This is a genomic window from Vibrio sp. STUT-A16 (genome assembly GCF_026000495.1).
GTDB classification, from domain to species: Bacteria; Pseudomonadota; Gammaproteobacteria; order Enterobacterales; family Vibrionaceae; genus Vibrio; species Vibrio diabolicus.
The window spans coordinates 1,760,560-1,772,957 of the sequence record NZ_AP026765.1 but is presented as its reverse complement, the minus strand read 5'-3'; the positions used below and the strand labels follow the sequence as shown (position 1 = coordinate 1,772,957).

Genomic DNA, 12,398 nt, shown 5'->3' with positions numbered 1-12,398 from the left:
ATCTTTGGAGACTCATGCCTCTCTATCGATATGACCAAGTACTGCTCGATTACTCGTAATCAGTGACGTTTTTCACATCAATTTTTAATTTGCTCTTACTGCTTTTGGTGTTCACGCTAAAGCGCACTTGCTCTAACGTTAAAAACGCATCGCAAAGCTGCGCAGCTGGCTTGTAGAAGTTCACGCTTTCGGCGTTCTCTAGTTGGCGCGTAAAAGATTGGAACCAAGGAGCGATGTGTTTGTTAAACACTGCTTGTTGAAGTTCTTCCTCTTCACCCGTCAGCATTGCCATCACTTCGCATAGTGCAGAAATATGGTCTTCAGGCTCTTTCACGTTCTCTTCTCGTTCGATGCCTAAAAGTTCCAAATCGCGACGAATTTCCGCTAACGGTTTTTCCATCATCGAGCCCGTACGATGCCAAGACCCGAATGGCACAACTTCACCACGTCCAATGCCAATAAACAGATCTTGATATTCTTCTTCTAACGCTTCTCGCTGCGCTTCGTTGGCGGCTTGTTGCAGTGCGAGCCAAGCTTTTTGCATCGCGCTCTCAGACGGTTCAATTTCTAGCGATTTCAGGAACGCCAGCATTTCATCACTTGGCGCACTACGAAAAAGTGCGGATAGAACGAGATAAATGTCTGTTCTCAGTGTTTGTTCTTGTTGTGTATCCACTGCGAGCTCCTAGTATTTCAATTGATTCATTGGATCTGCAGCCATCGATTCAAACATGTCGATCACACGACAGTCTTCACACATGGCGATGCGATTAATGGCGGCTTCATCAGAGAAATGAGAATGACCACGAAGCTTGTTTTGCAGCATGTCGATCATCGATTGCGGAGCAAAAGGCTTGTGACAGCGAATGCACTCGGCTGCCTTTTCTTCATGAATCACAACCGCTTTCTGGCGTTCTTCTTTCACCCAGTTCATACGAGGAGTAAGCGTCAGCACTTTCTCTGGACACGCTTTCTCGCACAGCCCACATTGAATGCAGTCTTGCTCGACGAATTTAAGCGACGGAGATTGACCGTCCGTATGCAATGCACGTGTTGGACACACCGCTACACAGCTCATGCACAACGTACAATCTTTGCTTTCACAAGAGACCGTGCCGTAAGGTGCGTTTGCTGGCAGTTCAACAATGTTCTCAACTGGAATACGCGATGCTGACAACGCATCCAACGCCGTAAATAGACGCTGACGTTTGTTACCTTGCAAATCACCTAATGCCAAATCAAAAGACTCGGTACAAAGTGTCGGAGCACCTTCACGTAGTGATTCTAGATACAGAATGTCGATAGTTTCTTTGGCTATACCAAGCTGGTCGAGCAGCTCTTGAGCAATACCTACTTCGCTATTCAGCACACGAATAATGGTTTGAGGCATAAAACGCGAAGCCGCAAACAGCACCTGAGTGGCACCGTTCACAAGCGCGGCAAACCAAGTATCTATACCAACCGAAGGCAGTTCTTCCACCACAATGGGAATCACATTATCTGGAAGTGCTTTTAGTGCCATCACGTTGTAGCTCTCGTGGCGAGAACTACAAATCAATACGATAGGGTCTAAACCACCCGCTTGCTCATAGTTGGCTAGCGTACGTTCAATAAACTTTTGTGTATCTTCGGGGTTTGGCAATGCGTAATGAATAGCTTCTGTCGGACACGCCGTAGCACAAGTACCTACGCCTTGACATAGGTATGGGTTGATCTCGATGCGATGGCCCGTTTTGTCGCTGCCTTCACTCGATAATGCACCTGCCGGACAGGCATCCACACAACGTTCGCAACCTTTTACGCCACGAGAGCTATGTGCACATAAATCGGTATCTAAACGGAAGAATTTCGGTTTATCGAACGTCCCCATCAAGGTTGGAATTTCTTCCAACGCCTCAGCCAGTTTCGGATAGCCACGACCAACTGGGTAGTAGCCCGGTACTGGTACTTCTTCCGACATGCAGCTGTTTAGGCAAAGATCGAGTACGATATCGAAACAATCGCTATTGATCGCGACCTTGGCGAGATTGCTGGTCGAACCATGATTTTCAATCAGAACTTCAAACGTACCTAAAAACCCTGAAACCTGAACCGAATTGGCGTAGTAAAGCTCGGGATTTGTTCCCTTTTCGCCATCGGTAGAAAGCAGCGTTAGGCTGTTCATTTGCGACAATTGCGCTGCCGCACTTTCGATGATTGCCGTTGGGCCCACAATCAAAGTATTACCGCCGCTTTCATAGCTTACGGTTGGTGGAATAAGATTGGTCAACTCTACGGTATTTTCGAAAGCGTACAGCCTCGCTTTACCGTTATTGGAAGTTGCTTGTTCTAATAATTGTTTCAGCATTGCTCAATTCCATTTATGAACATGGATAGTCTTTTCCATCTCTTAGTGTAGTTAGCGCCGGAGATTCTGCTGATTAACTTATCAATGAGCATTCTTATTCCGCCATCTATAGGCGATGAATACTACGCAGTGCGTCCGTACTAACTTCAACCAGATTGGTATTGAGCAACAAATAGCAAATTTCATGCCAATAAAATATCAATTAAAATTCAATCACTTATATATTTTACCGACAAATAGTAGGGATAAGAAAACCGGTTGAGACATTTTGTCCCAGCCGGTTCATTGAGTATTTAGTCAAAATGTACCTATTCTTTGTGTGGTATATTTTGTCTCACCTCGTTAGGCGGTGATTCCTCAGCAAAAGTATCACTTTCACCAGATGCTGTATTTATATACAGTCCACTTTCATCTTGGGTAATTTCGGCGTTTGGTTCTGAGTCTTCAACCACTTCAGATGCGATATCGTCAGCGTTAAGTTCAGATCCTTGCGCCGTTTCAACGTTTGGTTCTTCTTCCACTTTTTCTTTAACCCAATCACGCAGCGTCTCTGCGACGTCTTTAGAAAGTGACTTTAAGTTACTGTAATCATCATCGTAATCGTCTAGGCCATCACGCACGTTAAATTCTTCGGACAAGAACATTTTGCGCAGCGCGGCTTTCTTAACGCTTTCTGAAGCTTCAGAAACCAGCAGTTGCGCCACAGACATTTCTTCGGGCTTTTCAGTCTCTACACTCGCGGTAATGTCTGGAGCCTGACTAACCTCATTGACGTTCAAAGCGTCTGAGCTTTCGTCAGCGTTTGAAAGCGCTGTAACACTATCTTCGGATTGCTCCGTCTCTGCTATCGGCGTTATCTCTTCATCATATTGGGAAGATTCTTCTAATTTACGTTTCGACCAACGGCTTAAAAAACTAGTTGCCATTTGCTCTACCCGCTCCTTTGCGTTTCTTACGTCTTACTTCTAACAACTCACCGTGGCGACCAATAAAGGCTTCCATCCAAGCCTGAACGGCTAACGGCATATCGTTGGATAGTACAAGGTTGTCGCCATCCATATATTGCGCCGCGACAGATTGCGAAGCCGTTAGTAACTGTATCGCTGGTTTTTCACCAGACTCGACGTTATCCATCACTAAAAAAAGTTTAGGTTGCTGAGAGCTTAAGTTAAAGCGGTAGTCTGTACGTTCGTCTTTGTGCAATTGCAACAGACAAACATCGGGAGTCTCTTCCGTCGGATTTAGCGCAAACCCCGTCAACTGCCATTGGGTTGTTACCCAAATCCCTGTACTGATCTCATGCTCAACAAGCTCTACGCCAATTGGCCATGCGTCTTCGGTCTTCTCGTAATTGTTCTCGAAATCTTTCTTATCCGACATAACTCACCCAGTTTTTCTATTTTGGTCTGAAAGCAAGCAGGACACTTTGACCTTACTTTCGACCATTTTATTGACTTATAAGCAATAAACGAGCCACACTGATAAAGCTTAGCCTATTCATGTCCTCTGGCTATAAGTACCAAACTAGCCGAAACTCAAATGTACGGATGTGTCATTACTGCGAACTCGCAGTTTTAATGCATTGTTGACATAAAACCTCGCAATTTTTGTGGGAACAGCTATTTTGGAACGAGATTTGCTTTGCTAACCACTTAGCAAGCTAAATGCGTAGCAACCTAACGCTCTTAATCACTAGGACACGACTGTGCTGAAACCAAATATTATTAAAACCAGTGAAAATCCCCTGCAAACCATTGAAGTCGACGTTTACGACGAGTACGGCGAAAAACTGACAAAGCAAATCGCGTGCGAGCGCCCTCTTACGGTCATGTTGAACTGGAAAGAAGTAGTCACGCTCATGACGCTAGGTTCGCGTCCAGAAGCGTTAGTACTAGGTTATTTGAAAAACCAAAGCTTCCTGTCCGATCCAGCAGCGATTGAATCCGTCATTATTGACTGGGAAACGCATTCCGCAGCAGTTATTACTAAAGAAAATACCGAACATTTAGAAGGCGCTCTGAAAAAGAAAACCGTCACATCTGGCTGTGGTCAAGGCACCATGTATGGCAACGTGATGAAGCAGCTTGAGAACTACCAAGTGCCTCAAGTTCCGCTTAAACAATCAGAAATCTATTCCGCACTAGAAGCGCTGACTCATTACAACGACACCTACAAAAAAGCAGGTGCGGTGCATGGCTGTGCGGTTTGCAAAGGCAATGAGGTATTGTCATTTGTGGAAGATGTCGGCCGCCACAATGCAGTGGATACGCTTGCAGGTGAGATGTGGCTCAAAGAAGAAACAGGTGAAGATAAAATTTTCTACACAACTGGTCGCCTTACTTCAGAGATGGTGATTAAAGTGGCCCAAATGGGCATTCCTGTTCTGCTTTCTCGCTCTGGCGTTACTCAAATGGGGTTAGATCTTGCGAAACAATTTGGTATTACGACCATTGCGCGTGCGAAAGGTTTACGCTTCCAAGTATTTACCGGAGCCGACAAGATTGAGTTTGATGTGAAAGGCGAAAGTGCATCTCGTTAACGAGAAAATAATACAAAACCGTCGATTCGTGTAAACTTATAACAATTGGGATAAGTAAATCATCACGTTATGAAGGCTTAATTAAACGATATAAGTCAGAAACAGCAACGTGTGTCGTAGTAATAACAACGCTTGCTTTAATTGATGCTAACTACAGCTCATTCACAAAGGATGTGAACTATGGACAATGACCAACTGTGGAATTTTTTGCTCACGCCCAGTGGCACCATGCTCTCAATGATCATTACATTTGGTGTCGTCGGCATATATGCGTATATAACCGGTCAGTTTAAGGATTAAGACCAATTAAAAAAGCCTCGCTAAATAGCGAGGCTTTTGCTTTTTAAACGCTTTGCGAGTAATTACGCGTCAACGCCACGAGATTTTAGGAACTCAGAGTACGTGCCTTTGAAGTCCGTGATCTTGCCATCGCGGATTTCGATAATACGCGTTGCTAGCGAGTCTACGAATACACGGTCGTGAGAGACGAAGAACAACGTGCCTTTGTATTGCTCAAGCGCGGTGTTCAAAGATTCAATCGATTCCATGTCCATGTGGTTGGTTGGTTCGTCCATTAGCAGCATGTTTGGCTTGTGCATCATCAGTTTACCAAGCAGCATACGACCTTGCTCACCACCAGACAGTACTTTTACTGACTTCTTAATGTCGTCTTGACCAAACAGCATACGACCAAGGAAACCACGAACGACTTGCTCGTCATCACCTTCTTGACGCCATTGACCCATCCAATCCGTTAGGTTCATGTCTTCTGCAAAGTCATGCGCGTGGTCTTGCGCGTAGTAACCGATATTTGAGTTTTCAGACCATTTGTATTCACCCGCACGCGGTTCAAGCACACCAGCAAGCGTGTTTAGAAGTGTTGTTTTACCCACACCGTTCTCACCGATGATCGCAACGCGCTCACCCACTTCAAAAATTGCATTGAAGTCTGAGAACAAGTCCTCTTCGAAACCTTGGCTTAGGTTTTCAACAATCAGAGCGTTACGGAACAGCTCTTTCGACTGTTCGAAACGAATGAATGGGTTTTGACGGCTAGACGCTTTAACTTCATCCAGTTTGATCTTGTCGATTTGCTTCGCACGAGATGTCGCTTGTTTTGCTTTCGATGCGTTTGCTGAGAAACGTGCAACGAACGTTTGTAGCTCTGCAATTTGTGCTTTCTTCTTCGCATTGTCGTTTAATAGACGTTCACGCGCTTGAGAAGCTGCTGTCATGTACTCATCGTAGTTACCTGGGTAAATGCGCAGTTCACCGTAATCCAAGTCCGCCATGTGCGTACATACTGAGTTTAGGAAATGGCGGTCGTGCGAGATGATGATCATCGTGCAGTTACGCGCGTTTAGCGTGTCTTCCAACCAACGGATCGTATCCATGTCCAAGTTGTTGGTAGGTTCGTCAAGCAGCATAACGTCTGGGTCTGCGAATAGAACTTGCGCTAGAAGCACACGAAGTTTCCAGCCCGGCGCCACTTCGCTCATTAGGCCGAAGTGCTGCTCCATTGGAATACCCACCGCAAGAAGAAGCTCGCCCGCTTTGGCTTCTGCCATGTAGCCGTCCATTTCCGCAAACTGAACTTCTAGGTCAGCCACTTTCATGCCGTCTTCTTCACTCATTTCAGCAAGTGAGTAGATACGGTCACGCTCTTTCTTCACTTCCCATAGCTCTTTATGACCCATGATAACGGTATCGATTACCGTAAATTCTTCGTAAGCGAACTGGTCCTGGTTTAGTTTTGCAACGCGCTCGTTTGGATCGTAACTCACGTTACCGCTGGTTTGCTCAAGCTCGCCGCTGAGGATCTTCATAAAGGTTGATTTACCACAACCGTTAGCTCCAATTAAGCCGTAGCGATTACCTTCGCCGAACTTAACTGAAATGTTTTCGAATAGCGGCTTAGCGCCGAATTGTTGAGTAATATTCGCTGTGGAGATCAAAACCTTTACCTTAGCAATTGGGGTGTATTTAGAAAAACCGGGCAACGGTACTTGTTCATGCTACATACTGCAAGTGTTGTTTTTATTAATTCATCGCTAGTGAAACCATCGCAGTGCTTCTTCAAAGCAAAAAGCTCAAGCACAAATGCGTCATTGAATACAAAAAAGAGCCAGCATCATCACTGGCTCTTTTTTCATTAATACTTCCAAAAAGTGACTAAGCGATATTCGTCACCTCTAGGATCAGTTCGGCTTTTTTAGGTAGATAAATACTGAATTTACTGCCCTTTCCCCATTCCGACTCGGCTTTTAGCTCACCACCTGTTTGGCTGAGGATACTTTGGGAGACCGACAGCCCTAACCCTGTACCCTCTCGCTTCGTCGTGTAAAATGGTGAGAAGATTCGATTCAAGTTTTCAGGCTTAATACCGCAACCCTCGTCAATAACATGAATCGCGGCTCCTTTCACTTCGCCCTCTTCAATCCAGTCTTCACTGACTACTGTTAACGTGCCTTTGCCGTTCATTGCGTGAATGGCATTCATTTGCAAATTAACTAAGATTTGTAGCAAGTGGTGACGGTTTATCTCAACGGACGTATGCGCTTGTAGATCAGTCACAAACTCGACGTCGCGTTTCTTGGTGCCCGTTTTAACCAAGGTGATGCTTTCATCAATGATAGGATTGACATGTTGCCAAGTGATTTCATCTTGAACACCACCTTGGCGACTGTATTGCAATAAACTACGCGTGATATTGCGAATACGATCGATTTGCGCGTGAATCGCATCAATCTCCTCTTGTACTCGACTTGCATCGTCACCCAACTCAAAGTGGATCAACTCCACGTTGCCAAGGATCACGGCGGTTGGGTTATTGATTTCGTGAGCAATCCCCGCGGTGAGTTCTCCCAGTGCTGCCAGTTTTTCATGAACAACGAGTTTGTCGCGGGTTTGGTTAAGCAATTGAATATGCAGCTCTAGATCTTGGGTTTTTTCTCTAAGGCTCGCTGTACGCTCTTGAACTTTGCATTCAAGTTGCGCTGCGGAGTTCTTCAGTTCAATTTTGCGCTCTTCTAGCGCGTCTAACATATCATCAAACTGTCTGGCTAATTGTGCGAGTTCATGATCGGCATCCAATCCCAACGGACCAATCCGTTTTTCTTTTCCTTGTTGGACCTGCTTCACCACTTTATGGATGCGTTCGATCGGTCGAAACAGATCATAAGAACCGCGATATACCATCACGCCGGAAACCAGCAATAACATAACCGTAATCAAGCTAATTTCTGCAATGTTGGTCATGTAGGCTTTAACGAATGGCCACATTAGGTAACCGGTATAAAGCATACCAATGACGTTGTCGTATTGGTCTTTGATCGGTTGATACGCCGTAATATACCAAGCGTCATACACATAGGCTCGGTCAACCCACTGCTCACCTTTTGAAAGTACTTGGTTATACACTTCTGCGCTCACGCGAGTGCCTATGGCGCGCCCTAGCCTATGCTCGCTGTCTAGAGGAACGTTGGTGCTTACACGCAAATCATCAAGAAATACGGTCAATGTGCCAACCGGACGAAGGCGATCATTATCGCTGAGATAGATTAAGTCGCGAATTTGATCTACCAATACAGTGCTGTTATTGAGAAGCAAACCACCATCAAGAAAGCCGATCAAATCATTCGTTTGGCTATGTACAGGAATCACGGTTCGACTGACTAACCCACGCGCTTCCATGCCACCATCGGCAAGAATAGGCACTTCCGCTCGTTTAGCGAGTTCAGGATCGAGGCGTTCGAGTTCTTCTTTATTGAGTACATCAAAAAACGATTCTCGCTTAGTGAGATCCATAAAGCGGAATTTGTTTTCCATCGAGTTGACGCGTTGGAAAGAGAGAAAATCTAAAGCATATCTTTTCTTCTGCTCAGTGACCCACTTTTGCAGCTCATCTTGCGGTATCCCTTGATTGATGCGAATACGAAAATCGTATGAGTCAGCAAACGCACGTACGTAATTCGATTGCTTTTGCTGTAACAACGTTACGCTGTTATTCGCAACACCAAGACGCTCAGAAACATCAAGCAGTGCATTTTGCCACGTATAATGGATGGACCAATAAATGGTAATCCCTATCAGGGCTATCAAAGTCAGAAAGATAGGTGCGGAGGTTAAAAATAATAAGCGATAACGCACCATGGTTTTAAAACGGTGCGTCCATTTCGACAATCCTTTGTGCTGTGGGCCGTTAGTCGGCATATTCCTCATCCTCAGAATCCCATTCTTTATACTTACGTTCTAAGGTCTTACGCGCCACGCCTAAGTCACGAGCAGCGGCTGATTTGTTGCCTTCGTACAAGTTAACGACCTGTTTTATATGCGCTTTTTCGACTTCTTTAAGTGTCCAGTTGTTTGGATACCCCTCACCAGTGAACTCTCTACCTTCTTTAAACGTCGGTAGTTCAGCAGAATGAGAAACGGTAATCGACACATTAGGCAATGAGTGTCCACCATTCAGCTCCCGCCAATAATGCGCTGGCGGCTTACCGAGCAAAATGCATCGCTCAATCAAGTTTTTCAGTTCACGAATATTGCCTGGCCAATCGTATTCGCTCATGGCTTCCATGTCCTCGTGCGCCCATTTTGGCGCAGGCATACCAAGCTCCCGCGTCAGCATGTTGCTGAAAAATGGCACGAGCTCAAACAAATCGGTTTTGCGCTCACGCAGGGGACACACTTCGATTTTGAGCACATTCAAACGGTAATACAGGTCACTGCGGAAGTTGCCTTGGTTGACCTCTTCTTGCAGGTTTCGATTGGTGGCGGCAACAATACGGACATCAATACTGATTTCTTTTTCTGAACCAACAGGACGGATAGTACGCTGCTCTAACACACGCAATAATGATGCCTGCATTGCAAGTGGCATTTCCCCAATTTCATCGAGGAACAAGGTGCCGCCATTTGCTACGCGGAACAAACCTTCACGAGATTTTTTCGCACCGGTAAACGCGCCCGATGTATGACCAAATAACTCACTTTCAAGTAGCTCTGGCGCAATGGCGCCACAGTTGATTGGCACAAATGGGCCCGTTCGCCCACTCGCTTGGTGAATACCTCGCGCAACCAGCTCTTTACCCGTACCCGACTCACCTTCGACCAAAACAGAAGCACGCGACGGTGCATACTGGTTAATAAGCTGCTTAAGCTGACGCGTTTTCTCTGAACCACCGATGATCTCGGAGGTATTGTGACGTTGGTAATCGCGCTTCATGGCGTACTGCATGCGCTCGTTTAGACGTCGGTCCATGCAGCGACTGACCGCTTTTAGCATTTGTTCTAGGTTGAAGGGCTTTAGGATAAAGTCAGAAGCACCAAGTTGAAGTGCGCGAATAGCAATCTCTAAATCCGCATAGCCCGTCATGAAGATCACATCGGCACGTTTGTCGTCATCTTCAAACGCTTCTTCCCACTCAATCCCAGAGCGCCCCGGCAGATTAATATCCAGTAAAATCAGATCATAATGTCGAGAATTACGCAGTTGCTCTGCTTCTTCGATGCTGCCAGCAGTGTCGACATGTGAGAAAAGCTTCCCCAATGCCTTTTTCAAAATGGCTTGCATGCCCAATTCATCATCAACGACCAGTACGGAAAAGGCGTTATATTGTTGGTTTGTACTAATATGGGATTGAGTAGACATATTTACCCCAGATGGCTTCGGATGGGACAGAGTGTACCAAGTTTAAACAGAGATACCCTACAAAAAGTGCGACATTTTGTACCAACGCAAACTTTTGTGCAAATAACCCCATGATTTAGTGCATAAATCGAGCAATTTTAGCTTGTAAAAGGTTGGCATCTTGTTTGCTATAAGGTGGCTACAGGGCGTATTTAAGTGATCTCAGGATGTTGGTGTTTGTTATTCCAACACCCTAAGACAACTTGCACTTTGAACTAATCGCTCTCGTCCAAGAGGCCTCTCCCAATACATCGGGAGAAAAGCCAAAGAATCATTGGAAAGGAACACATAAAAATGAAAAAAATTGCGCTAACTCTGGCTGCGACGTCAATCACGCTTGTAAGTTACTCTGCGTTTTCCGCTCAAGATGGCGAGCACGTTCGCCTAGCAACCACTACCAGTACTTACCATTCAGGGTTACTTGATTACCTGCTTCCACAATTTGAGAAAGATACGGGCTACAAAGTCGATGTTATCGCTGCGGGTACTGGCAAGGCCTTAAAAATGGGCGAAAACGGTGACGTAGATTTGGTGATGACACACGCACCAAAAGCCGAAGGCACATTCGTTGAGAAAGGCTACGGCGTTCTACCTCGTAAACTGATGTATAACGACTTTGTAATTGTTGGCCCGAAAGCTGACCCAGCAAAAATCAAAAATGACGAAGGCGTGTTAGATGTATTCAAAGAGATCGCAAACAAAAACGCAACGTTCATCTCTCGCGGCGATGATTCTGGTACGCACAAAAAAGAAATGGGCTTCTGGGCTCAAACTAAAATCGAACCAAACTTTGGCGGTTACCGCAGCGTAGGTCAAGGTATGGGCCCAACTCTGAACATGGCGTCTGAAATGCAAGGCTACACCATGACAGACCGCGGCACATGGTTGGCTTATCAAAACAAATTGGATCTAGAAATTCTGTTCCAAGGCGATGAAAAACTGTTTAACCCGTACCAAGTTATTCTTGTTAATCCTGAGCGTTACCCAACAATCAACTACCAAGGCGCGAAAGCATTCAGTGATTGGTTGGTGAACCCTCGCGGACAGGAACTTATCAATGGTTTCCGCCTAAACGGTAAACAACTGTTTGTTGCGAATGCTGAGAGCAAATAACGCAATATGAATCTTGCTGATACAACACTGGAAGCGCTTCGCTTACTGGTGAATTTTGATGCAGACCTATGGGAGATCGTTGCGGTCTCCTTTAGTGTTTCTATCACGGCAATATCTTTAGTGGTATTGCCGGCTATTTTGATGTCCTTTGTACTGGCGTATACCGATTTTCGCGGCAAATGGTTTTTGCTGTCGATAGTGAATACGCTGCAAGCGGTTCCTACCGTCGTGATTGGCCTTTTGCTGTATATGTTGCTATCACGCGCTGGCCCTTGGGGAGATTGGCAAATGCTGTTCACTCAGAAGGCGATGATTTTCGGCCAAATGGTGATCTGTTTCCCTGTTTTGGTATCGATGATGCATGGTGCATTGCAATCTAGCGACCGTCGCGCTGTGGAAACTGCCATCACGCTAGGCGTCTCCATTCCGCGCGTGGCAGCTACGATGATTTGGGAAACCCGCTTTCCTCTACTCGCAGCTATCATTGCAGGGTTCTCACGTATCGTAACCGAGGTGGGCTGCTCAATGATGGTGGGCGGAAACATTATGGGCGTGACGCGAAATATTCCCACTGCTATCGCAATGGAAAGCAGCAAAGGTGCTTTTGCGCAAGGAGTTGCATTAGGAATTGTATTACTATCTTTAGCGTTGGCACTAAACTTCTTCTTATCAAGCATGAGAGGCAAAGGCTACCTCAGAACATAGAA

General features: G+C 45.7%; 10 protein-coding genes. 3 read left to right on the top strand and 7 right to left on the bottom strand.

Going from position 1 to position 12,398, the window contains the following annotated elements:
* Window positions 1–49: 49 nt before the first annotated feature.
* From OO778_RS08650 to OO778_RS08635, 4 genes are all read right to left on the bottom strand, one after another.
* Window positions 50–676 (bottom strand): molecular chaperone, encoded by a 627-nt coding sequence (locus OO778_RS08650; protein ID WP_006742580.1) that lies wholly within the window; start codon window positions 674–676, stop codon window positions 50–52.
* Between the two features lie 9 nt (window positions 677–685).
* The gene (locus tag OO778_RS08645; RefSeq protein WP_256951830.1) at window positions 686–2,347 is read right to left on the bottom strand and encodes a 4Fe-4S dicluster domain-containing protein; all 1,662 of its coding nucleotides are present in this window, start codon (window positions 2,345–2,347) and stop codon (window positions 686–688) included.
* 308 nt (window positions 2,348–2,655) lie between these two features.
* A complete protein-coding gene (locus OO778_RS08640; RefSeq protein ID WP_264909130.1) occupies window positions 2,656–3,273 on the bottom strand; it encodes a DUF3306 domain-containing protein in 618 nt (205 codons plus the stop codon).
* Entirely contained in the window at window positions 3,263–3,727 is a 465-nt protein-coding gene (locus OO778_RS08635) for a DUF3305 domain-containing protein (RefSeq protein WP_005396177.1), read from the bottom strand. The genes OO778_RS08640 and OO778_RS08635 overlap by 11 nt, the downstream gene beginning before the upstream one ends.
* 325 nt (window positions 3,728–4,052) lie before the next feature.
* Between OO778_RS08635 and OO778_RS08630 the strand changes: the two genes are divergently transcribed.
* Complete coding sequence (locus tag OO778_RS08630; protein ID WP_005396179.1) at window positions 4,053–4,886, top strand: formate dehydrogenase accessory sulfurtransferase FdhD; 834 nt, start codon at window positions 4,053–4,055, stop codon at window positions 4,884–4,886.
* Window positions 4,887–5,248: 362 nt separating this feature from the next.
* Here the strand turns inward: OO778_RS08630 and OO778_RS08625 are convergent, their stop codons facing one another.
* From OO778_RS08625 to OO778_RS08615, 3 genes are all read right to left on the bottom strand, one after another.
* On the bottom strand, window positions 5,249–6,841 hold the full coding sequence (locus tag OO778_RS08625) for an ABC-F family ATPase (protein WP_012841837.1): 1,593 nt from the start codon (window positions 6,839–6,841) through the stop codon (window positions 5,249–5,251).
* A 217-nt stretch (window positions 6,842–7,058) separates the two neighbouring features.
* Window positions 7,059–9,098: a cache domain-containing protein gene (locus OO778_RS08620; protein ID WP_145532131.1), complete on the bottom strand. Its 2,040-nt coding sequence runs from the start codon at window positions 9,096–9,098 to the stop codon at window positions 7,059–7,061.
* Complete coding sequence (locus tag OO778_RS08615; protein ID WP_264911343.1) at window positions 9,088–10,539, bottom strand: sigma-54 dependent transcriptional regulator; 1,452 nt, start codon at window positions 10,537–10,539, stop codon at window positions 9,088–9,090. Before OO778_RS08615 ends, OO778_RS08620 begins: the two co-directional genes overlap by 11 nt.
* A 333-nt stretch (window positions 10,540–10,872) precedes the next feature.
* Here OO778_RS08615 and OO778_RS08610 point away from each other — a divergent pair, with 333 nt between their 5' ends.
* Both OO778_RS08610 and OO778_RS08605 read left to right on the top strand, forming a co-directional pair.
* Window positions 10,873–11,691: a substrate-binding domain-containing protein gene (locus OO778_RS08610; protein ID WP_005396187.1), complete on the top strand. Its 819-nt coding sequence runs from the start codon at window positions 10,873–10,875 to the stop codon at window positions 11,689–11,691.
* Window positions 11,692–11,697: 6 nt separating this feature from the next.
* Window positions 11,698–12,396, top strand: coding sequence for an ABC transporter permease (locus OO778_RS08605; RefSeq protein WP_005396188.1), 699 nt, complete (start codon window positions 11,698–11,700; stop codon window positions 12,394–12,396).
* Window positions 12,397–12,398 lie beyond the last annotated feature (2 nt).

Coding starts and splice junctions, on each gene's coding strand:
- OO778_RS08640 (WP_264909130.1), bottom strand. CDS start 3,273: ATGGCAACTAGTTTTTTAAGCCGTTGGTCGAAACGTAAATTAGAAGAA.
- OO778_RS08635 (WP_005396177.1), bottom strand. CDS start 3,727: ATGTCGGATAAGAAAGATTTCGAGAACAATTACGAGAAGACCGAAGAC.
- OO778_RS08615 (WP_264911343.1), bottom strand. CDS start 10,539: ATGTCTACTCAATCCCATATTAGTACAAACCAACAATATAACGCCTTT.
- OO778_RS08645 (WP_256951830.1), bottom strand. CDS start 2,347: ATGCTGAAACAATTATTAGAACAAGCAACTTCCAATAACGGTAAAGCG.
- OO778_RS08620 (WP_145532131.1), bottom strand. CDS start 9,098: ATGCCGACTAACGGCCCACAGCACAAAGGATTGTCGAAATGGACGCAC.
- OO778_RS08605 (WP_005396188.1), top strand. CDS start 11,698: ATGAATCTTGCTGATACAACACTGGAAGCGCTTCGCTTACTGGTGAAT.
- OO778_RS08610 (WP_005396187.1), top strand. CDS start 10,873: ATGAAAAAAATTGCGCTAACTCTGGCTGCGACGTCAATCACGCTTGTA.